Annotated in this window: 21 protein-coding genes; 16 read left to right on the top strand and 5 right to left on the bottom strand. The window is 59.8% G+C overall.

The window, feature by feature from the left end; genetic code table 11:
- Nucleotides 1–159 precede the first annotated feature (159 nt).
- Entirely contained in the window at nt 160–903 is a 744-nt protein-coding gene (locus ACWNRM_RS13355) for a PhyR family response regulator anti-anti-sigma factor (protein ID WP_485171021.1), read from the top strand.
- Nucleotides 904–939: 36 nt separating this feature from the next.
- Nucleotides 940–2,757, top strand: a complete 1,818-nt coding sequence (locus ACWNRM_RS13350) for an ABC-F family ATP-binding cassette domain-containing protein (RefSeq protein WP_485171022.1) — start codon at nt 940–942, stop codon at nt 2,755–2,757.
- Between the two features lie 56 nt (nt 2,758–2,813).
- Here ACWNRM_RS13350 and ACWNRM_RS13345 read toward each other — a convergent pair whose 3' ends face one another.
- Nucleotides 2,814–3,809, bottom strand: coding sequence for a Gfo/Idh/MocA family protein (locus ACWNRM_RS13345; protein WP_485171023.1), 996 nt, complete (start codon nt 3,807–3,809; stop codon nt 2,814–2,816).
- A 164-nt stretch (nt 3,810–3,973) separates the two neighbouring features.
- On the opposite strand from ACWNRM_RS13345, the gene secD reads away from it, so the two are divergent.
- Both secD and secF read left to right on the top strand, forming a co-directional pair.
- A complete protein-coding gene (secD, locus tag ACWNRM_RS13340; RefSeq protein ID WP_485171064.1) occupies nt 3,974–5,521 on the top strand; it encodes a protein translocase subunit SecD in 1,548 nt (515 codons plus the stop codon).
- Nucleotides 5,522–5,525: 4 nt separating this feature from the next.
- Nucleotides 5,526–6,464 (top strand): protein translocase subunit SecF, encoded by a 939-nt coding sequence (gene secF / locus ACWNRM_RS13335; protein WP_485171024.1) that lies wholly within the window; start codon nt 5,526–5,528, stop codon nt 6,462–6,464.
- Between the two features lie 68 nt (nt 6,465–6,532).
- Here the strand turns inward: secF and ACWNRM_RS13330 are convergent, their stop codons facing one another.
- On the bottom strand, nt 6,533–6,904 hold the full coding sequence (locus ACWNRM_RS13330; protein ID WP_485171025.1) for a hypothetical protein: 372 nt from the start codon (nt 6,902–6,904) through the stop codon (nt 6,533–6,535).
- Between the two features lie 69 nt (nt 6,905–6,973).
- Entirely contained in the window at nt 6,974–7,432 is a 459-nt protein-coding gene (mscL, locus tag ACWNRM_RS13325; protein WP_485171026.1) for a large-conductance mechanosensitive channel protein MscL, read from the bottom strand.
- Between the two features lie 261 nt (nt 7,433–7,693).
- Between mscL and rpmE the strand changes: the two genes are divergently transcribed.
- The 6 genes from rpmE to ACWNRM_RS13295 all read left to right on the top strand — a co-directional run bounded on the left by rpmE (nt 7,694) and on the right by ACWNRM_RS13295 (nt 11,362).
- On the top strand, nt 7,694–7,927 hold the full coding sequence (gene rpmE / locus ACWNRM_RS13320) for a 50S ribosomal protein L31 (RefSeq protein ID WP_023978053.1): 234 nt from the start codon (nt 7,694–7,696) through the stop codon (nt 7,925–7,927).
- Nucleotides 7,928–8,085: 158 nt separating this feature from the next.
- Nucleotides 8,086–8,580, top strand: coding sequence for an Hsp20 family protein (locus tag ACWNRM_RS13315; RefSeq protein ID WP_485171027.1), 495 nt, complete (start codon nt 8,086–8,088; stop codon nt 8,578–8,580).
- Nucleotides 8,581–8,818: 238 nt separating this feature from the next.
- Nucleotides 8,819–9,403 (top strand): DUF1013 domain-containing protein, encoded by a 585-nt coding sequence (locus ACWNRM_RS13310; protein ID WP_485171028.1) that lies wholly within the window; start codon nt 8,819–8,821, stop codon nt 9,401–9,403.
- 76 nt (nt 9,404–9,479) lie between these two features.
- Nucleotides 9,480–9,680 carry a DUF465 domain-containing protein gene (locus tag ACWNRM_RS13305; protein WP_023978056.1) on the top strand — a complete coding sequence of 67 codons (201 nt, stop codon included), beginning with the start codon at nt 9,480–9,482 and terminating at the stop codon, nt 9,678–9,680.
- A complete protein-coding gene (purE, locus tag ACWNRM_RS13300) occupies nt 9,681–10,208 on the top strand; it encodes a 5-(carboxyamino)imidazole ribonucleotide mutase (RefSeq protein ID WP_485171029.1) in 528 nt (175 codons plus the stop codon).
- Entirely contained in the window at nt 10,205–11,362 is a 1,158-nt protein-coding gene (locus ACWNRM_RS13295; RefSeq protein ID WP_485171030.1) for a 5-(carboxyamino)imidazole ribonucleotide synthase, read from the top strand. Before purE ends, ACWNRM_RS13295 begins: the two co-directional genes overlap by 4 nt.
- Here the strand turns inward: ACWNRM_RS13295 and ACWNRM_RS13290 are convergent, their stop codons facing one another.
- Nucleotides 11,363–12,010, bottom strand: a complete 648-nt coding sequence (locus tag ACWNRM_RS13290) for a JAB domain-containing protein (RefSeq protein WP_485172230.1) — start codon at nt 12,008–12,010, stop codon at nt 11,363–11,365.
- A gap of 134 nt (nt 12,011–12,144) precedes the next feature.
- On the opposite strand from ACWNRM_RS13290, the gene ACWNRM_RS13285 reads away from it, so the two are divergent.
- Nucleotides 12,145–12,840 carry an HAD hydrolase-like protein gene (locus tag ACWNRM_RS13285; RefSeq protein ID WP_485171032.1) on the top strand — a complete coding sequence of 232 codons (696 nt, stop codon included), beginning with the start codon at nt 12,145–12,147 and terminating at the stop codon, nt 12,838–12,840.
- Nucleotides 12,841–12,868: 28 nt separating this feature from the next.
- On the opposite strand, the gene ACWNRM_RS13280 is transcribed toward ACWNRM_RS13285, so the two are convergent.
- Complete coding sequence (locus tag ACWNRM_RS13280) at nt 12,869–13,567, bottom strand: JAB domain-containing protein (RefSeq protein WP_485171033.1); 699 nt, start codon at nt 13,565–13,567, stop codon at nt 12,869–12,871.
- Nucleotides 13,568–13,594: 27 nt separating this feature from the next.
- Between ACWNRM_RS13280 and ACWNRM_RS13275 the strand changes: the two genes are divergently transcribed.
- The 5 genes from ACWNRM_RS13275 (at nt 13,595) to ACWNRM_RS13255 (ending at nt 20,154) form a co-directional block, all read left to right on the top strand.
- Nucleotides 13,595–15,823 (top strand): ATP-dependent helicase, encoded by a 2,229-nt coding sequence (locus ACWNRM_RS13275; RefSeq protein ID WP_485171034.1) that lies wholly within the window; start codon nt 13,595–13,597, stop codon nt 15,821–15,823.
- Nucleotides 15,820–16,716, top strand: coding sequence for a 50S ribosomal protein L11 methyltransferase (locus tag ACWNRM_RS13270; RefSeq protein WP_062164606.1), 897 nt, complete (start codon nt 15,820–15,822; stop codon nt 16,714–16,716). The genes ACWNRM_RS13275 and ACWNRM_RS13270 overlap by 4 nt, the downstream gene beginning before the upstream one ends.
- A complete protein-coding gene (locus tag ACWNRM_RS13265) occupies nt 16,709–17,275 on the top strand; it encodes a GNAT family N-acetyltransferase (RefSeq protein WP_485171035.1) in 567 nt (188 codons plus the stop codon). The genes ACWNRM_RS13270 and ACWNRM_RS13265 overlap by 8 nt, the downstream gene beginning before the upstream one ends.
- 70 nt (nt 17,276–17,345) lie before the next feature.
- Nucleotides 17,346–19,115 (top strand): M24 family metallopeptidase, encoded by a 1,770-nt coding sequence (locus tag ACWNRM_RS13260; RefSeq protein WP_485171036.1) that lies wholly within the window; start codon nt 17,346–17,348, stop codon nt 19,113–19,115.
- Between the two features lie 16 nt (nt 19,116–19,131).
- Nucleotides 19,132–20,154, top strand: a complete 1,023-nt coding sequence (locus ACWNRM_RS13255) for an isocitrate/isopropylmalate dehydrogenase family protein (RefSeq protein ID WP_485172229.1) — start codon at nt 19,132–19,134, stop codon at nt 20,152–20,154.
- The last annotated feature ends 150 nt before the right edge of the window (nt 20,155–20,304 follow it).

The raw sequence follows: 20,304 nt of genomic DNA, 5'->3' as shown, positions 1-20,304 counted from the left end.
GCGCCCGCTTCTTGCGGATTATCTGCCTTGGGGGTGCTCAGCCTTTGATCTCCCGATAGCGCATGACTGCATTCCTCTTTGCTCAGCGCAGAAAAAGTGCCATCGTAACGCCACGAACCGCGTTGTGTTGGCGGAAAATTTCTGGAGCTTCGTTTCTCTATGGTCGATGCAGAGCGCCAAGACCTCATGCAAGCCTTGCCCTTTGCGCGACGTTTTGCAAGAGCTCTTGAAGGCACACAGAAGCAGGGTGATCAGCTTGTGGCGCTTGCCATACGCGACATGGCTACGCGCAAGGGCGGACATGAGGTCAGTGTTCGCTTCCGTCTTTACAAGTCGATCATCGACTGCTTCCAGGCGGCCAACGCCAGTGCTCATCCCTCATCGTCCCTCACCCTGACGCAGCGCTTCGTCCTGCTCCTCACATCCCTTGAGGAAGTTCCCCTTAGCGCCGTTGCCATGATCCTCGGACGAACTGAGGCCGATATTCTCAATGATATCGCCAAGGCGAATGAGGGTCTGCGTTCGGTTGCCGAGACAAGTGTGCTGATCATCGAGGACGAGCCCATCATTGCGATGGACATCCAGGACGTGGTGCAGCAATGCGGCCATCGCATTGCGGGGGTTGCCTACACCGAGGCCGATGCTGTGCGCTTGGCCAAGGAAACACGTCCCGGACTTATCCTGGCAGATATCAATCTGGGTGGTGGCGGCGACGGCATGCACGCTGTTGGGCGCATCATGAAAGACCATCAGGCACCGGTAATTTTCGTGACTGCCTACCCGGAACGCTTGCTTACCGGCGAGCAGGAAGAGCCGTCTTTCATCATCACCAAGCCTTTCGAGCCGACCACACTGGCCATAACGACCTATCAGGCAGTCACGGGTGGTCTCAAAGCGATCTGACTTGCATCGACGCAGCCGGTGCGACACATAGGGCGCATGGCTGCACCGATCCTTCATTTACGCGATATCTCCTATACTCTCGGGGGTCGTCCTCTCCTGGACGGCGCCGAAATCGGGGTCGCCCCGGGCGAAAAGCTCTGTCTTGTGGGCCGCAATGGCTCAGGCAAATCGACGCTTCTGCGCATTGCTGCCGGCGAGATCCTGCCTGACTCTGGCCAGTGTTTCGTGCAGCCCGGAATCAAGATCGTTTATCTCCCGCAGGAACCAGACCTCTCGGCCTTCAAGACGAGCTACGATTACGTGGCTCAGGATTTGCAGCCCGAGGAAGATTACCTCGCCCGCAGCATGCTTTCGGAACTTGGACTGACAGGTGACGAAAGCACGACGACACTCTCGGGCGGTGAAGCTCGTCGCTGTGCGCTCGCCCGGGCTCTTGCTGCGCGACCCGACCTGCTACTGCTCGATGAGCCAACCAATCATCTCGATTTGCCAACCATCACATGGCTTGAGCGCGAGCTTGCCTCCATGCGTTCAGCCATGATCGTGATCAGCCATGATCGTCGCCTTCTCGAAACTCTTTCGCGTGCCGTCGTCTGGCTCGAGCAGGGTATCACCCGCCGCCTCGATCAGGGTTTCGCCCGCTTCGAGGACTGGCGCGAAGAGGTTCTGGCGCTGGAGGAACTTGCCGCCCACAAGCTCGATCGCGAGATTGCCCGGGAGGAGGACTGGATGCGCTATGGCGTGACAGCCCGCCGCAAGCGCAATGTCCGCCGTGTTGCCGAACTCGCTTCACTGCGCTCGCGCCGCAAGGACATCGCAAGCCAGTTTCGTGGCTCGCTCAAGCTGACCGTATCAGAGGCGCAGACAACCGGAAAACTGACAACCGTAGCGGAAGATGTCACCAAGGCATTTGGCGAGCGGGTTGTGGTCAAAAATCTTGACCTGCGCGTGCTCAAGGGCGACCGCCTGGGGATCGTCGGGGCGAACGGTATGGGCAAGACGACGCTGCTTCGTCTCCTCACCGGCGAGGATCAGCCTGATACTGGACGCGTGCAGGTGGGTCCCTCCACCTCGCTTGTGACGTTGGACCAGCGACGCGCAAGCCTCGACCCGTCTATGACACTGGCGGACACCATGACCGGGGGCAGCGGCGACATGGTACAGGTTGGCGACGAGAAACGCCATGTCATCGGGTATATGAAGGACTTCCTGTTCCGCCCCGAACAGGCGCGCACGCCGGTCGGTGTCCTCTCTGGCGGTGAACGTGGCAGGCTTGCCCTTGCCTGTGCACTAGCCCAGCCATCAAACCTGCTCGTGCTCGACGAGCCGACGAATGATCTTGACCTTGAGACGCTCGATCTGTTGCAGGAAATGCTGGACGACTATCCAGGTACGGTCATGCTGGTGAGCCATGATCGCGACTTTCTCGACCGCGTGGCCACCTCGGTTCTTGTGGCAGAGGGCGACGGCAACTGGATCGAATATGCCGGTGGTTACAGTGACATGCTGGCCCAGACAGGCGGCCAGGCCCCGGCTGAGCGCAATGCAATTCCGGAAAGCAAAGCCGCCGAACCACGGGATAAGAATGCCGCAAGATCAGAGCGCAACAGCAAGAAGCTGAGCTACAAGGACAAGCTGGCACTCGAGAAACTTCCTGTAGAGATCGACCGTCTCGAGAAGCTCGTCGTCACCCTGCGTGAGACACTTTCGGACCCGTCGCTCTATAGCAAGGACGCAAAGAAGTTTACCCGGGTAACTGACGAGCTGACTTCTGCCGAGGCAGCGCTTACCTCCGCCGAGGAGGAATGGCTCCTTCTCGAGATGAAGAAAGAAGAGATCGAGTCCGGCGTCTGAACACCGGCCTAAAGTCATCAAGGGATGCCGGGGCAGGAAAGTGCCCCTTTTGCAGCTCAGGCCTCGGCTGGAGACAGGCTGCTGCCTGATGCGACAAGTCCCGACATCTCCATGCGCGCCCTCGTCTCATCCATGCTGGCCTTGACACGAATGGCCGCATCGAGCGCCCGTATGCCCGCCTCTGCATCAACGAGGATCGGTGCGCCGTCCAGGCATGCCGCTGCGAAAGCATCGTGCTCGGCGGCAAGGCAATCATTGTCCTTCCACCGCAGTGCCTCGCGCCGGAAGCCCCCTGTGCCCGGTAGAGGCAAGCCACGCTTGCGGCCGATCATGGTCAGCTCCTGCTGAACGAAGTCGGCCGAAAGGTAACCCTCCTCCGAGAAGACACGCATACGGCGTTCGGTCTTGAGCGAGATACGGCTGGCCGAGATGGAGGCGACACATCCATTGGCGAACCGTACCCGCGCATTGGAAATATCTTCATGCGCGCTCGATACCGCAACGCCTACCGCGTCTATGGACTCGATGGGAGAGTCGACCAGTGAAAGAACCAGATCAAGATCATGGATCATCAGATCGAGAATGACCGACACATCCGTGCCGCGTGGCTTGAAGGGGGCAATCCGCGTCGCCTCGATATACAGAGGCTTGCCGATACGCTCCGAAATCGCCTTGTGTTCGGAGGAGTAACGCAGCAAGTGTCCCACCTGAAGCACCAAACCCTCAGCCTTCGCCAGTGCCGCCAGGGTTCTGGCTTCATCGAGGGTCGCGGCGATGGGCTTTTCCACCAGCACGTGACGCCCTGCGGTGAGGCAGGCCGAGGCGACCGGAAAATGCTGTTCCGCCGGGGCTGCCACAATCACCGCGTCAGACTGGGCAATCAGGGCCTCAAGGCTTGTCGCAACTGCACAACCGGCCTCCTTGGCCACAAGCTGCGCCCGCGCCTGATCCGGGTCGTAAAGAGCGACGAGCTGCTCGCGCGGACAGTCCTTTGCCTTGAGGGCGTGAAAGCGGCCAAAATGCCCAGCCCCCACAATTCCGACCTTGAGCATGTCTTTTCCCGGTCTATACGCGTCTGAAATCATGTTTTTGGTGTAGCAGGGGCCACAGGGAGGTTGCAACGCAGAGCGCCTGCCTGCATCTTCCCGCAGCCTGACCGCCTTGCGGTAGCCTCAAATCTCCGGTCGTTACAAGAAGGACGCCGCTCCGTTCGATGATGTACTATAGTCGGCCTACCATGCTGGGAGTTCTCGGGGTCTGTTTCCTCGGCCTCCTGCTTTGCCTGCCCAATTTCATGCGTGCGCCTGCGGCCAAGCTGCCCTGGCATCAGATCCATCTGGGCCTCGATCTCCGCGGCGGTTCCTATCTTCTGCTTCGACTCGATCAGCAGAGCCTTGTTGATGACCGCCTCCAGGGTCTTGAGGATCAGGCCAAGCAGGTCCTGATTGAAAAGAACCTCGGCTATCGCGATTTTCGCAAGGATGCCGCTGGGCGAACGCTCAGTTTCCTCCCGCGTGATGCAAGCGAGCAGCAATCCAGCCTTGAGGCTCTCTCCTCGCTGACTGGCGCTGGCAGTGACGTAGCCGCCGCACTCGATCACGACCGCGTCGTGATGACCCTGAACGAGGCCGCGTTGCGTCAGCGCGCGCGCGAGGCCGTCGGGCAGTCCATCGAGATCGTTCGCCGTCGTATCGACAGCACGGGTGCAGTGGACCCCGAGATCACGCGACAGGGAGACGACCGCATCGTTGTCGAACTGCCCGGCATCAGCGATCCCGAGCATATCAAGCGTCTTCTGGGTACGACCGCCAAGATGACATTCCGCCTGTTGGCCAATTCGGCCGGAGGGGGCGCCGTCGCACCGCCAGGATCCACCCTCATGCAGGATATCAGCACAGGCGCGATGTTGCCGGTGCTGGATCATGTCGCTGTTGATGGCGCGGCGCTGAATAATGCCGGTGCATCGATCGACCAGCAATCGGGCGAATGGGCTGTCACCTTCTCGTTCAATCGAGCCGGCGCCCGCGCCTTTGCACAGACCACCACCGAAAATGTCGGCCGACGCTTTGCGATCGTGCTCGACAACAAGGTGATCGAGGCCCCAGTCATCCGGACCCCCATTACGCAGGGTAACGGCCAGATCACGGGCAACTTCACCGCTCAGACAGCAACCGATCTTGCTGTAATGCTGCGTGCAGGCGCCCTTCCCGCGCCGCTGGCGGTTATCGAGCAGCGCTCGATTGGCCCGTCCCTGGGCGCTGATTCGATCCGAGCCGGCGCCATCAGTCTGGCTGTTGGCTTCATGTTCGTGATCATCTTCATGGCGCTGTTCTATGGGCGTTTCGGCCTGTATGCGAACATCGCGCTGCTGGCCAATCTGGTGCTGATGACGGCTATCCTCTCGCTGTTCGAGGCCACACTGACCCTGCCGGGTATGGCAGGTATGCTGCTGACACTCGGCATGGCGGTTGATGCCAACATCCTGATCAACGAGCGTATTCGCGAGGAAGTCGGTCGCGGACGCACAGCACTTGCCGCCATGCAGGCAGGCTTTGAACGCGCTTCCTCCACCATCATCGACAGCAACGCGACGGCCTTTCTGGCGCACGTCATGCTGTTCGTGTTCGGCACAGGGCCCGTTCGTGGCTTCGCCCTGACGATTACGGTCGGCATCGTCACGACCCTCTTCACCACCATGCTGCTGTCACGTCTGCTGATGGTTCGCTGGTATGCCCTCACCCGCCCCACAGAACTGCCGGTCTGAAGCGATGCTCTCACGTCCCCTTTTCCGCTTCGTCCGTGAAGACAAGCATATCCCATTCATGCGGGGCCGCTATGCTGGCCTTGCAACCTCGGCCATCCTGTCGGCTCTTTCGGTCATTCTGTTCTTCGTGCCGGGCCTCAAGCTCGGTCTCGATTTCCATGGTGGTATTGTTGTCGAGGCCCAGACCCAGGGACCGACGGATTTCGACAAGCTGCGTCATGCGCTGGCCGTCCACAACATCTCTGCTGCGGGATTACAGCGCTTCGGGGCTGAGAACGATGTGTTGATTCAGCTCGACACACCGCCTGCGGGCCCGACGCAGGAAGCCGAAACGCAAAAGCTGGTCGATACCGTGCGTCATGCGGTTGTCGAGGCTCAGCCAGGTACGCAGGTCCTTCGTGCCGATGCCGTTGGCGCCTCGGTCTCCAGCGAGCTGTTTCGCAATGGGCTTCTTGCCCTCGGTCTCAGCCTTGCCATGATCCTGGTCTATATCTGGATCCGCTTCGAGTGGGAATTCGCGGTCAGCGCCGTGATCACGCTGGTACTCGACCTCACCAAGACGATCGGGTTTCTCGCCATTACACGCTTCCAGTTTGATCTGGTGATGGTGGCCGCCATCCTGACGATCCTGGGGTATTCCACCAACGACAAGGTGGTGGTCTATGACCGTGTTCGTGAAAACCTGCGCAAGTATCGCACCATGCCCTTGCGCGAGTTGCTGGATCTCTCCATCAACGAAACGCTGAATCGGACACTCGGCACTTCCATGACCGTGTTCCTCGCGGCGCTGCCGCTGGCCATCTTCGGGGGGCATAGCCTCTCCGGCTTTGCCACTGTCATGCTCTTCGGCATCGTGGTCGGCACGTCGTCGTCGATCTTCATTGCCGCACCGCTGCTTCTGCTCATGGGCGAGAAGCGCCTGCGTCGTAGCAAAGCCTCCTGAGGCTAAAGTTTCGGGGAGGCTAGGCTGCGCTTGCCTCCCCTAGCTCCGTGACCAATGCTTGAATCCGGTCAGGGGGCGGCGAGCCCTGATTTTGAAACATCAGGGACCGGCTGTGCGACCGGAGTGGCGTAATCCAGAATTTGCATGATTCCACCGTCAGCACGCCTGAAATTGGAATCTGTGGGCGAGAACGCAGCCTGCCGGATCAATTGCCACGTATTGTGATCGATCGCGATAAGGCGCGCGATATCGGTCTTCGTCGCCTTGTGCTGCATGATGCGCACGATCATGCCGTGCTCCGCCATGCCGTTGGCAATGGCATAGCTTGTGAGCAGAACGCTTGGTGAGCGGCCCCGCATCAATTGGTCGCCTGCGCCCCCGGCACAAGCAGTGAGAGACAGGGCCGAAACCAGAATAGCGGATGAAAGAAAATGGCGCATGAACCGATCATGCGCCACCAAACAGCGCCCGCCAAGCGGGCGCGACAAGACAGGTCGATAAAGACTGGCTTATTTGGGATCCTTCGCGATCAGATCCCGGATTTCGGTCAGCAGAACCTCGCTCTTGGTCGGTGCAGGCGGGGCAGCCGGAGCTGCTTCCTGCTTGTGCTGAAAACGCGAGACAATCTTGATCAGCCAGAATACGGCAAAGGCCACAATCAGAAACTGAATCACGGCGTTGAGGAACACGCCCACATTGACCGTGACGGCTCCCGCCTTCTGAGCCTCTGCCAAGGTAGGAAGCACCGGCCCCTTGAGGGTGACGAAGATGTTTGAAAAATCGATCCCACCCGTGAGCAGTCCGATGCCGGGAGTAAGGATATCCTTGACGAGACTGGTGACAATCGACGTGAAAGCTGCACCAACGATGATACCGACAGCCATGTCGATGACATTGCCGCGCATGATGAACTTCTGAAATTCGGCAATCCAGCCGGGGGTGTGCAACCTTGAACGTAGATCAGACATCGTGGATCTTTTTCCTTGTGGCAAGAAAGTGGATGGGTGCGGTAAACAACGAATTCAGGCTCGGTTCGTGACGCGGGCATCACCCGTGACCGAAATGGCCAGGCACCCCGGATTGTGGGATAAAACCCTGAGGCCGGATAGAAAAAACAATGGCGGCGCAGAAGTTTCTGCGTTTTTGTCGTTTCCCTGACCGTTTCTTTCCGTTATAGCCCCGCCATCCGCTCCGGTCGGCATCGGAGCATTGCAACAAGGACAGCACAGATGAAGACCGGCATTCACCCCGATTATCACGAGATCACCATCATCATGACTGATGGCAGCGAGTTCAAGACGCAGTCCTGCTATGGCAAGGCTGGCGACACGCTGCGTCTCGACGTTGACCCGAAGTCCCACCCGGCCTGGACCGGCGTGCAGCGTATGCTCGACACGGGAGGCCAGGTGGCCAAGTTCAACAAGCGTTTTGCCGGCATCGGCGCTCGCGCCGCCAAGAAGTAATATCAGGCGCTCCTTCCCGGGCGGGGCCTTGTCCCGCCCGGAAATGATCCCACATAAAGCCTGTCACAATGCCCATTTGGGGTTGCGACGACGCTTCATGTTTCTGTGCCGGCCCACGCGGAGGCGCAGTATCGGATCTGCCTTGAAGGAGGTTCTTCATGTCCTACGATTTCGCACCGCTTTTGCGCTCGGCGATCGGTTTTGACCGCTTGGCCCGTCTGGTTGATGATGCCGTGTCCAATGCGCCGGCCCATGCCAGCTATCCCCCTTACAACATCGAAAAATCCGCCGATGATGTTTATCAGGTGACCATGGCACTTGCCGGGTTTGGCCCTGATGATGTCGAGGTTTACCTGGCCGAGAATCAATTGATCATCAAGGGCAGCGTGCCCCGCAAGACGACAATGGGTGAACTGCTGCACCGCGGCATTGCGACCCGGGCGTTTGAACGGCGCTTTGCACTGGCTGATCATATTGAGGTCAGCGGTGCCGAACTGGTGAACGGGCTATTGACCGTCTCTGTGCGTCAAGTCACCCCTGAGGCGCTCAAGCCTCGTCGCATTCCGATTTCGCAAGGTATGCCAGCCTCGAACAGTGCCGGAGCCTCCGGGATGACGACAGCTGCCCCCCTTCCCGTCAGTCACGCTGCTTGACTCAGGCCTGTTACGTCGCCTCGCTTTGAGGGGCGTTGTTGAGGCAACATTGCCTGGCGCTCGGGTTTTTTGCCAATAATGCGCGCAGGGGCTTGACCCCTGCCGCTCTCGCAGACCATATCTGCGCAGACTTTGCTATGCATCCAGCAGGTGCCGCGCAGATCTCCCCGGTACGCCGGGTAAGGACATTCAAATCGGTGCCTGCTGGAGCGATGCTCCTCACGCAGGATGGACCGAGATGACCTTGCCGCTTATGCCGAAAGCCACCGCAGTATGGCTGATCGACAAAACCGCCCTCACCTTCACGCAGATTGCCGAATTCTGCGGCATGCATCCGCTCGAGGTGCAGGCCATTGCTGATGGCGAGGTTGCTGCGGGTATCAATGGCTATGACCCGGTCAAGAACAACCAGCTGACGCAGGAACAGATCACCCGTTGCGAAGGCAACCCGGATCTGCGCCTCAAGCTTTCTGCCAAGGCCAACCCGGTCGCCCGTCGCGCCAAGGGCGCACGCTACACCCCGATCGCGCGTCGCAATGACCGCCCGGATGCCATCGCATTCGTTCTGCGCCAGTTCCCCCAGCTTTCGGAACTCCAGATCATCAAGCTGCTTGGCACGACCAAGGACACCATTGCCAAGGTGCGTGACCGCCAGCATTGGAACAGCGCCAACATCAAGCCGCGCGATCCGGTAATTCTTGGCCTTTGCAGCCAGACAGACCTCAATGCTGCCGTGCAGGCCGCCAATGAACGCCTTGCCCGTGAAGGACAGTCCGTGCCTGTCGTCGCAGAAATATCAGCGTTTGACGACGCGGAGAGCTAAGTAGGGATAGCGTCGGCTGTTAACCCTGTTGTAGGATTCAACGGGTAGTGGCTGAAATTGAAGCGGAAAGAACCTGATGCTCGTTGATCATGAAGTCATGCTCCGTCGTCTGCATGAACTGCGCAGCGAGCACCGCGACCTTGATACGGTGATCGATCGTCTCGTTCAGCATCCGCTGAATCAGTTGCAGCTTCAGCGCCTCAAAAAGCGCAAGCTGCTTCTGAAGGACGAAATCAACTTTATCGAGAACCGCCTTATACCGGATGATATTGCCTGAATGAGCGAAGACCTCGATCTATACAGCCAGACAACCGATCTGGCCCAGACGCCTCGTGTCGGGATTATCATGGGGAGCCAGTCGGACTGGTCTACCATGAATTTTGCCGCCGAGAAGCTGACAGAGCTCGATATCAGCTTCGAAACGCGCATTGTTTCCGCCCATCGCACCCCTGACAGACTGGCTGAATACGCCCGTAGCGCCCGGGGTCGCGGGCTTCAGGTCATCATTGCAGGGGCTGGCGGTGCAGCCCATCTGCCTGGCATGGTCTCGGCCTGGACCACACTTCCGGTTCTGGGCGTGCCTGTCGAGTCCCACGCTCTGAAGGGCATGGACTCCCTTTTGTCGATCGTCCAGATGCCGGGCGGCGTTCCGGTTGGCACGCTCGCCATTGGCAAGGCTGGCGCCATCAATGCAGCGCTGCTTGCTGCCTCGATCCTGTCCCTGCAGAATGAAGGTGTCAGGGCACGTCTGGACACATGGCGCGCCATGCAAACCGCCTCTGTGGCTGATACCCCTGAGTCATGAGGGCCATTGCGCTTCCTCCGGGGTCAAAAATCGGCATCATCGGTGGCGGACAGCTGGGACGGATGTCTGCAGTAGCAGCCTCCCGTCTGGGCTATCATGTACATATCCTGAGCGCCGAAGCTGATCCGCCAGCGCAGGAAACGGCACAGCGCGTGACCATTGGCGCTTATGATGATGAAGCTGTTCTGCGCAGCTTTGCGCAGAGCGTCGATGTCATCACGTTCGAATTCGAGAATATCTCCGCGAATGGTCTGGACCTGCTCTCGTCACTTTGCCCGGTGCATCCGGCAGGATCGGTTCTCGCCGTCAGCCAGGATCGTATTCTTGAAAAGACCTTTCTGAGCGACAATGATATTCCGGTAGCACCCTGGATTTCAGTCCCGAACGCGGCATCACTTGAGAGTGCGGTTACCGCGCTGGGATTCCCTTTCCTTCTCAAGACCACGCGGTTTGGCTATGACGGCAAGGGTCAGTTCCGCATTGCGGATCAGGCCGCCTTGGATGCACTTGATCGCGATCTACCCTTCCCGCTCATTGCCGAGGGGTTTGTGGATTTCGAGCGCGAGCTGAGCGTGATGGTCGCTCGCAACACGAGCGGCGCCACCATGTGCTTTGCTGTAACAGAAAACCAGCATAAGGATGGTATTCTCGATATCAGTCTGGCACCGGCACGTATTCCCGTGGCTCTGGCGGAACAGGCCGAGGCGCTAGCACACCGTATTGCGGTTACACTTGATCTGGTGGGTATCCTGGGCGTCGAGATGTTCGTCTCGGCCAAGGGAGAGCTCCTGGTCAACGAAATTGCACCCCGGCCACATAATTCAGGCCATTGGACGATGGATGCCTGTCTGATCGATCAGTTCGAGATGCACATCCGCGCGGTCGCTGGCTTGCCCCTTCCCAACCCGTATCGCCATAGCGATGCGGTCATGAAGAACCTGATCGGTCCGGGAGGCATGGACGTTTGTGACGCGGTTCTTGCTGGCGCTGGATTGGCCATGCATCTTTACGGCAAGAGCGCGTGCCGCGAGGGGCGCAAGATGGGCCATGTGAATGCCCTTTTCCCGCTCGGGGCGCTTCCGGGGCCGTTCGGTATCACGGCGCGCCTCGATGCGGCGCTCGGCATCAAGACCCTGCCTGAACAGGAAATCTGATCAGCGGTCCTTCATCAGACCCAGTTCCCTGAAGCTCGAATAGCTGCCATTGCCGATGATGATATGATCGGCAATGCGCACGTCAATCAGGGATGCTGCGCGCTGCGTGTCCCGCGTCATGGCAATATCACCATCAGACGGTGTGGGATCACCACTCGGATGATTATGGACCAGCACAATGCTTCTCGCACCGATCTCCATGGCACGCCGTGCTACTTCACGCGGATAGACTGGCGTGTGATTTACCGTGCCTCGTGTCTGTGCCTCATCAGCCAGAAGGCGGTTTCGTTCGTCGAGAAACAGGATACGGAATTGCTCGATCGGCTCGCGCGTCAGGCGGGATTTCAGGTAGTCAAGCATCGACTTTGGATTGAAGAGGATATCCCCCGCACCCATGCGTGCCCGACTGACCCGTATGGCAGCCTCGTGAAGAACAGCGATCGTGCAGATGAGGGGGCGATCCAGCGAAATGATCCCTGAGAGGGTACGCTGCTCCGACGAGAACATGGCCGCAAGTGAACCAAAACGCATCAACATGTTCTCGCAGAAAGAGGAGCGTTCACTGGCGGAGATACCCGAGCCTTCGCAAAATAGACGCAGAAGGGCTTCATCCGACAATACGGGCCCTTGCCCGCCAGCCATGGCCATGTGAGGTAGTTCCATCGAGCCAAAAACAGCCTGCGCGGCGTCGGGTGGCGGCAGACCCGGTCTCACATCTATGCCGCTATGCTTACAAGTTATTTCTTTCAACGGCATCTCCGCCAAGATCAATCGAGTGATGTATGTCAGAGTTTGACCAATATACGAGCGATTATTCTGTTTTATTTGATCTTGACGGCACGATCATAGACTCCCGCATCGGGATCATCGACACGCTTCATGGAGTCGTGCGGGCGCTTGGGCACGAGCCTGATCTGTCGATCGACCTCACATGGGTTGTAGGCCCCCCCCTGGCCGAGCTGATGGAGGAGGTCATCCGCGTTTATGGTGACAACAGGGTAGAGGAGGCGGTAGCCTTGTACCGCGCCCTTTATGACAAGTCGGGTAAGTTCCAGACGCCTGTCTTCCCGCATATGGCTGATCTGCTGCGCACGCTCGCGCGCTCGCCGGTCAGAATCTTCACGGCAACCTCGAAACCAGCCTCCCTCGCCCGCGAGATATTGCGTCAGCATGGTCTCGACGCATGCTTCGATCGTGTCCACGGCGCCGCCGATGATGACAGCGGCGGTGAAAAGCCTGAGATGATCGCCCGCATCATGGAGCAGGAGGGGCTATCGTCTGCACGGACGCTCATGATTGGTGACCGGAGATTCGATATCTCCGGCGCCCACGCCAATCGCCTGCGCGCGCTTGGCGTGCTCTGGGGCTATGGCGGAGAGGCCGAATTGACGGAAGCAGGGGCCGACCTCCTCGTCGCTTCTCCCGGCGATCTGACACCTGCCCTGCACGGCCAGTTCTCGGCACTTGCCCGCCTCTGATGATACGAGAAAGCGCGCTTGGGATGGCCTAGAAAAACCCTTTCTGTCTGAGGCTCAAAGGGGGACGCCGTTCCGATACGACCACAACATCATGAACGACCATGGCGAGAGCACTGGCCTCCAGACTGAGGCGCTCTGCAAAGTGACGCAGGGGCGACGTTGCGGCATGAAACGTGGTCAGTGTCTTCTGAACACCGATGAAGGAAACAGCCTGAAGCGCCAGAGCCCTGCGGAAAATGGGCGCAGTGGTGGAAAAATCATCAACTGGTTCGTCAGCCAGCAGACGGTTGCGGTTATCCAGGTAAAGCAGCCGGAACTGCTCAGGCACAGCACTTCCCATCACCCCTGAAAGATAGGCACAAAGCTGGTCCCAGCTCCCGAGGCGGGGACGCAGGCGATCTTCTGCCAGAGCCAGCCGATCGGCGAGTACCGGGGGGAAACGCAGAAGCAGCAGTGCCTTCTCATTGACACCCAGCGACCGCAAATCCTGGGCCGGGGCGGCGAAGACGGCTGAGAGGCTCCCAAATCGCTGCAAAAGCGCCTTGGCCAGGGGTTTTGTATCGCGCCGGGGTATGCTGTTGAAAAGCAGCATCTCCAGAATTTCGTAATCGGCCAGCGTGTCAGCCCCCGCGCTCAGCACGCGGTGACGCATGCGCTCGCGATGCCCATGCGGCCCCACACCGCGAAGCAGGTTCTTGCTTTCAGGCGAAAATGAGCGTTTGGCCATAAGAGCATTACATTCTATATCGGTCGGGTGACGCAATCCTTTATTCCATCCCCCTCGCCTGACTACCTTGAACGCCTCAATCCCGAACAACGGGAGGCCATTGAGACGACCGAGGGCCCACTTCTGATCCTGGCTGGAGCGGGAACAGGCAAGACACGCGTTCTGACAACGCGTTTTGCGCATATCCTGCTCGATGGCCGCGCGCGCCCCTACCAGATTTTGGCAGTCACCTTTACCAACAAGGCTGCGCGTGAAATGCGCGAGCGTGTGGGTGCCCTGCTGGGCGAGACCGTGGAAGGGCTATGGCTGGGTACATTCCATGCCCTGTGCGCCCGGATGCTGCGCCGCCACGCTGAATATGTCGGGCTGACCACTGGCTTCACGATCCTCGACACTGACGATCAGCTTCGGCTCGTGCGTCAGATCATGGAGCCGTTCCGCCTCGATACGAAACGCTGGCCACCTCAGGCTTTGCTGGGCATTTTCCAGCGATGGAAAGATCGCGGCTTGACGCCCGAGCAAGTGACGGCCGCCGAGGATACGGATTTTGCAGGAGGACAGGCGCGCAAGCTCTACGCCGCCTATCAGGACCGGCTCAAGGCGGTCAATGCCTGTGACTTTGGCGATCTCATGCTGCATACGCTTGAGATCCTGCGCACACAGCCGGACGTTCTGGCCCAGTATCACCGACTGTTCCGCTATATTCTGGTCGATGAGTATCAGGACACCAATACGATCCAGTATCTCTGGCTGCGTCTGCTGGCCAAGCGCGAACACGGACCGGCCAATATCGCCTGCGTGGGTGACGACGATCAGTCGATCTACTCATGGCGTGGTGCCGAGGTGGAAAACATCCTGCGCTTCGAGAAGGATTTCCCCGGCGCGAAGATCGTTCGCCTCGAGCGTAACTACCGCTCGACAGCCCAGATTCTTGCCGCAGCCTCCGGGCTGATCGCTCATAACTCGGGCCGTCTGGGCAAAACGCTTCGGCCCGGTCGCGAGGACGCGCAGGGCGAGAAGCTGCAGATCATCAGTGCATGGGATTCCGACGAGGAAGCCCGCATCGCCGCCGGGGCCATCGAGCGGCTGCGCAGTGAGGGGCACCCCCTCTCCCAGATTGCCATTCTGATGCGAGCGGGCTTCCAGACACGCCCCTTTGAAGAACGTTTCCTGACACTTGGCCTGCCTTATCGCGTAGTCGGTGGACTGCGCTTCTATGAGCGGGCCGAGATACGCGATGCCATGGCGTATATGCGTGTTCTGGCCCAACCCGCCGATGATCTCGCCTTTGAGCGGATCATCAATGTGCCAAAACGCGGCGTAGGTGCCGCCGGGTTGCAGAAGCTTCATCATGAGGCGCGCAGCCTGAATGCGCCGCTCAGTGTTGGCGTCGCTCATGCCCTCGACACCGGCCTCGTAAAGGGCAAGGGTCGCGAAGCCCTGTCAGGCCTTATGGAGGCCTTTACCCGCGCCCGCGAAACCCGTGAGAGCGAAGGCCATGTGGTGGCCATGGAGCAGTTGCTGGAGGAAAGCGGCTACCTGCCGATGTGGCGCGACGATAAGTCGCCTGAGGCCCCGGGGCGGCTCGACAATATCAAGGAATTGCTCCGGGCCATTGGTGATTTCGGTACGCTCGAAGGCTTTCTGGAACACGTGGCACTCGTCACAGAGACCGAGGACAAGGCGAGTGCCGACACGGTCAGCCTCATGACCCTGCACGGGGCCAAGGGGCTGGAGTTCGACACCGTGTTCCTTCCCGGCTGGGAGGAAGGCGTATTTCCATCGCAGCGCAGCCTTGATGAAGGTGGTCTCAAGAGCCTCGAGGAAGAACGCAGGCTGGCTTATGTCGGGATCACCCGCGCCAGGAAACGGGCGATCATCATCCATGCCGCCCGTCGACGCATCTATGCCAACTGGCAGGACTCCATGCCCAGCCGCTTTATCGACGAGATCCCTGCGGAAACGGTCGAACATAGCGGGCAAGCCATGCAGGAGCGCCGTCAGGCTGCCGCGCAGACTTCCATTTTCGCAACGGGCCCGCTGAGCAGCACGCAGGGACGTTTTCGCACACCCGCCCCCCGCGTGACAGATGTGCGCCCCGATGCCTCACATGGAATTGCCTCGGGCGCGCGCGTGTTCCATCAGAAATTCGGCTATGGCACCGTGCTCGGTGTCGAATCCGACCGATTGCATATCAACTTCGAGAAGGCAGGCGAAAAACGCATCATGGCCCATTTTGTGGAACAGGTCTCGTGAGCGCATCCAGACGACACGCTTCGGCGCTTGAAACCATCTCCGTCACCGTCGCTGATGAGGCCGTGCCGCTTTTTGAACAGGCCTTTCTGACCGTCTGCACAACGGTTGGCATTTTCGAGGCTAATGAAGACCAGAACATCTGGCGCGTCGAGGGCGTGAAGGATGTGGGCCATGCGGAGGAAGAGCTTGCTCGTGCCCTCACCCTGGCGCGCCTCATGACCGGCGTGGATGCCGAGCTTGTGCGCGAGCGCACCGAGGCAGAAGGCTGGCTTGCCCGCACCTATGAAGCGTTTCCGCAGCAGGATGTCGGACGGCGCTTTGCCATTCGGGGTACCCATCTCACCCCAAGCCACAAGCGTGATCGCCTGACCATTACGCTGGATGCCGGGATTGCCTTTGGCTCGGGCGAGCACGGTTCCACCCGTGGCTGCCTGCGAGCACTGGAAGACATGGCCTGGCGCAAACCGGCCCGTATCCTCGATATGGGCTGCGGGTCGGGCATTCTGGCTATGGCGGCGGCACGTCTTTTCAACAAGCGTATCCTTGCCGTGGATATCGAGCCCTGGTCGGTTCGGGTGGCTGCAAGCAACGCGAAGCTCAACGGCATCGGCCCGCTGATAGACGCCCGCCTGGGCAATGGCTGGCTGACACCGGCGGTTCGTGCCAAGGCCCCTTACGATCTCGTTTTCGCCAATATCCTGGCACGCCCGCTTTGCAAGATGGCGCGCGATCTGGGTAGCCACCTTGCCCCGGGCGGCACGGTCATTCTTGCCGGCCTGCTGACAACCCAGGCCCGCATGGTGCTGGCCGCGCACAGGCGCCAGGGACTTGTGCTTGAGAAGCAGTATTACGAAGGCGAGTGGTCCACGCTGGTTCTGCGCCGCCGTGACTGAACTTCGCGACGCGACCGAAAGCGACCTGCCCGCCATTCTCGCCATCACCAATGATGCGATTGCGACTTCCGAGGCGATATGGGCAACGTCACCGCGCAGCCTGGAAGAGCGACGCGGCTGGATGGCCGATCGCAAGGCTGCCGGCTTCCCGGTTATCGTGGCTGTGGAAGACGGGACGATCCTCGGCTTCGCTTCCTACGGGCCGTTCCGCGTGTACGAAGGCTATGCCCGCACGGTGGAACACTCCATTTATGTGGCACGTGCGGCGCAGCGCAAAGGTATCGGTCGCATGTTGCTTGAGGCCATAACCACCCATGCAGAACATGCCGGGATGCATGTGCTGATTGGGGCCATTACTGCCAGCAACACCGCCTCGATCGCGCTACATCGCACAGCAGGTTTCAGCGAGAGCACGCCCCTGCCCCAGATGGGTTTCAAGTTTGGTCGCTGGCTCGATCTGATCTTCATGTATCGTCTTTTCGACGACAATGGGCATTCAGGGCTGGCGCAGGACCATTCGTCGCCAGATAGCGACACGAGCCCGCCTCACCCGGTCTAAGCAAGCCGGAACCCCCTTACAAGCGTCCCGCAATGCCCTGCTTGCAGGGCCCGAGATGAAAGAAAACGCCATGAGCCTCATCCCTCTCGACAAACGTCAGGCACTTGTCCGGCATGAACTCGATGCAAGCGGGGTGGATGGCTTTCTGCTGCCGCGTGGGGACGAATTTCTGGGTGAATATGTGGCCCCATGCGCCGAGCGGCTGGCCTGGCTGACAGGATTTACTGGCAGTGCAGGGCTCGCCATCGTCCTGCGCGAGACCGCCGCAGTCTTCTCCGACGGCCGCTATACCAGCCAGTTGCAGGATCAGGTCGATGGGACGCAATGGGAGCGGCTGCATCTGACAAAACAGCCAGCGGCGGAGTGGGTCGCCCACCATGCGAAGGGTCTCAAAGTCGGGTATGATCCCAAGCTCGTCGGTGAAGCGCAGCTCAATGCCCTGACCTCAGCCGATTACAGCTTTGTTGCACTTGATCGCAATCCGGTTGATGCCGTCTGGACCGACCAACCGGCGCCGCCCGAGAGCGCCGTGCAGTACCACCCGGAGGCCTTCAGCGGCGAAGGCAGCCTGTCCAAACGCCGCAAGATTGGCGGCGCGCTGCGCAAGGCGGGCCAGGAAGCCATGCTGGTCTGTGATCCGACATCGCTCGCCTGGCTGTTGAATATCCGCGGAGATGACGTTCCCAATACGCCGGTCATTCTCGCCTTCGGCATTCTGCATCAGGATGCGTCTCTGGAAGTGTTCGTCGATATCAGTCGCGTCAGCCCGGATGCGGCCATCTCGTTCCGCAATGTTTCTGTGCTACCCCCCGAGGAACTTCAGGCCCGTCTGAAGGCGCTTTCCGGTCAGGTCGTTCGCTTCGATCCGGCCCAGACATCGCTCTGGTTCATCCAGACACTGGCTGACGCAGGGGCAACGCTGGTGCGCGGCAGCGATCTCTGTGCCCTGCCCCGTGCCTGCAAAAACCCTACCGAGCAGGACGGCGCGCGCAAGGTGCATCTGACCGATTCAGCCGCGCTTTGCCGCTTCCTCCATTTTGTCTCCCGCGAGGGCTCTGGGCTGCGCGAAACCATGCTGGCTGAAATCCTCGACGGGTTTCGCGGCGCTTCGAACAGCTATCATGGCGAAAGCTTCCCGGCGATCTCGGCTGTTGGCCCCAATGCTGCCCTGCCGCATTACCGCGCCCTGCCCGGTCAGGATCTGGTTTTGCAGCCTAATCAGGTCTATCTGATTGATAGCGGGGGCCAGTATGATGCCGGCACCACAGACGTGACACGGACCATCTGGAATGGCCCCGATGCGCCGCCCGCAGCGTTGTGCGAGGCCTTTACCCGCGTACTCAAGGGTAACATCCTTCTCGCCCGCGCCCGCTTCCCTCAGGGCACGACGGGGCATAGGCTCGACTCTCTGGCACGCTATGCGCTGTGGCAGGCCGGGCTCGATTATGACCACGGTACGGGGCATGGCATCGGCAGTTACCTCTCCGTCCATGAAGGGCCTCAGAACATCAGCTCTGTCGCCCGCCCGGTGGCGTTGGAAGAAGGCATGATCGTCTCTGACGAGCCTGGCTATTACCTGCCCGGTTCCTACGGGATCCGGCTGGAAAACCTGCTTCTGGTCAAGCCTGCTTCAGTCCCCAGCCAGGTGCCCTTCCTAGAGTTCGAGGTTCTTGGCTTTGCGCCGTTCGATCGCCGCCTGATCATGGCATCGTTACTGGAACCAGAAGAGCTGCGCTGGCTGAATACCTATCATCAGGATACGCTCGCCCATATCAGCCCGCTTCTGGACGAGGACGACCGGAACTGGCTTGTTGACGCCTGCGCGCCAATCACGAACTGAACAAAGGAAAGACAGAATGGTTGATCACATGATCCCCGCGACCCTTATCGAAGGTGACGGTATCGGGCCGGAAATCACCGCCTCTGTTGTCGAGATCCTGTCCAAGGTCGGTGCCCCGTTCGAATGGGACCACCAATCCGGCGGGCTTGGTGCCATTGAGAAGTTCGGCGCGCCGCTGCCACAGCCGACCCTCGACAGCATTCGAAAGACCGGCCTTGCCCTAAAGGGGCCTCTCACCACGCCGGTTGGCGCGGGTTTCAAATCCGTCAATGTGACGATGCGTCAGGAATTTGGCCTCTACGCCAATCTGCGCCCGACGCGCACGGTTGTTCCGGGCGGACGCTTCGACAAGGTCGATCTCGTGGTCGTGCGCGAAAACATCGAAGGGCTGTACGCCGCGATGGAGCATTACCTGCCTGTCGGTGACGACCCCAAGGGTTTGGCCTATGGCGCCGGTTTCAACTCCCGCGCGGAATGTGCGCGCATTGTGCGCTTCGCGTTTGATTACGCTGTCGCCAATGGCCGTAAAAAGGTCACACTCGTCCACAAGGCCAATATCCTAAAGATCTTCAGCGGGATTTTCCTCGAGGAAGGCCGCAAGGTCGCCAAGGAATACGAAGGTCGTATCGCTGTTGAAGAACGCATCGTTGATGCCTGCGCCATGCAGCTCGTCACCGATCCCTGGCAGTACGACGTGATCGTCACGACGAATTTGTTTGGCGACATTCTCTCTGATCTCACTGCTGGTCTTGTCGGTGGTCTTGGCATGGCACCCGGTGCCAATATCGGCCCGGATGCTGCAATCTTCGAGGCGGTGCACGGCTCCGCCCCCGATATCGCCGGCAAGGGCGTTGCCAACCCGCTGGCCATGCTCATGGCTGCCAGCATGATGCTTGCTCATGTCGGTCGTCAGGACCTTTCCACACGTGTGGATCAGGCTATCGACCGCGTCATCCGCATTGATGGCGTGCGCACGCGTGATCTGGGTGGCGAGACAGGTACGGCCGAACTGACAAAGGCGCTCCTGGCCGCTCTCTAAGCCGTCATCTCTGCTGTTTTGCAGATCAGTGTAGGCGTGGCTTCGAGCCGTGCCTACACCTCATGTCCTCATAGTGCCTCTGCGCATGGAGGGAATCTGCAACTCATCTGTTCATCTGATTGAGATTGCGCCATGCGCATCAGTCCGAGC

The sequence above is a fragment of the Asaia sp. A2 genome (assembly GCF_057319415.1).
Note: the sequence above shows the minus strand (reverse complement) of the source record. Positions and strands in the feature narration are given on the sequence as shown.

What these genes read in the sequence shown, in the direction of transcription:
- secF (WP_485171024.1), top strand. Translation starts at nt 5,526, where the DNA reads ATGCTCTCACGTCCCCTTTTCCGCTTCGTCCGTGAAGACAAGCATATC.
- mscL (WP_485171026.1), bottom strand. Translation starts at nt 7,432, where the DNA reads ATGTCTGATCTACGTTCAAGGTTGCACACCCCCGGCTGGATTGCCGAA.
- secD (WP_485171064.1), top strand. Translation starts at nt 3,974, where the DNA reads ATGTACTATAGTCGGCCTACCATGCTGGGAGTTCTCGGGGTCTGTTTC.
- ACWNRM_RS13305 (WP_023978056.1), top strand. Translation starts at nt 9,480, where the DNA reads ATGCTCGTTGATCATGAAGTCATGCTCCGTCGTCTGCATGAACTGCGC.
- ACWNRM_RS13290 (WP_485172230.1), bottom strand. Translation starts at nt 12,010, where the DNA reads ATGGCCATGGCTGGCGGGCAAGGGCCCGTATTGTCGGATGAAGCCCTT.
- ACWNRM_RS13260 (WP_485171036.1), top strand. Translation starts at nt 17,346, where the DNA reads ATGAGCCTCATCCCTCTCGACAAACGTCAGGCACTTGTCCGGCATGAA.
- ACWNRM_RS13280 (WP_485171033.1), bottom strand. Translation starts at nt 13,567, where the DNA reads ATGGCCAAACGCTCATTTTCGCCTGAAAGCAAGAACCTGCTTCGCGGT.
- rpmE (WP_023978053.1), top strand. Translation starts at nt 7,694, where the DNA reads ATGAAGACCGGCATTCACCCCGATTATCACGAGATCACCATCATCATG.
- ACWNRM_RS13255 (WP_485172229.1), top strand. Translation starts at nt 19,132, where the DNA reads ATGGTTGATCACATGATCCCCGCGACCCTTATCGAAGGTGACGGTATC.
- ACWNRM_RS13295 (WP_485171030.1), top strand. Translation starts at nt 10,205, where the DNA reads ATGAGGGCCATTGCGCTTCCTCCGGGGTCAAAAATCGGCATCATCGGT.
- purE (WP_485171029.1), top strand. Translation starts at nt 9,681, where the DNA reads ATGAGCGAAGACCTCGATCTATACAGCCAGACAACCGATCTGGCCCAG.
- ACWNRM_RS13350 (WP_485171022.1), top strand. Translation starts at nt 940, where the DNA reads ATGGCTGCACCGATCCTTCATTTACGCGATATCTCCTATACTCTCGGG.
- ACWNRM_RS13345 (WP_485171023.1), bottom strand. Translation starts at nt 3,809, where the DNA reads ATGCTCAAGGTCGGAATTGTGGGGGCTGGGCATTTTGGCCGCTTTCAC.
- ACWNRM_RS13330 (WP_485171025.1), bottom strand. Translation starts at nt 6,904, where the DNA reads ATGCGCCATTTTCTTTCATCCGCTATTCTGGTTTCGGCCCTGTCTCTC.
- ACWNRM_RS13355 (WP_485171021.1), top strand. Translation starts at nt 160, where the DNA reads ATGGTCGATGCAGAGCGCCAAGACCTCATGCAAGCCTTGCCCTTTGCG.
- ACWNRM_RS13315 (WP_485171027.1), top strand. Translation starts at nt 8,086, where the DNA reads ATGTCCTACGATTTCGCACCGCTTTTGCGCTCGGCGATCGGTTTTGAC.
- ACWNRM_RS13285 (WP_485171032.1), top strand. Translation starts at nt 12,145, where the DNA reads ATGTCAGAGTTTGACCAATATACGAGCGATTATTCTGTTTTATTTGAT.
- ACWNRM_RS13310 (WP_485171028.1), top strand. Translation starts at nt 8,819, where the DNA reads ATGACCTTGCCGCTTATGCCGAAAGCCACCGCAGTATGGCTGATCGAC.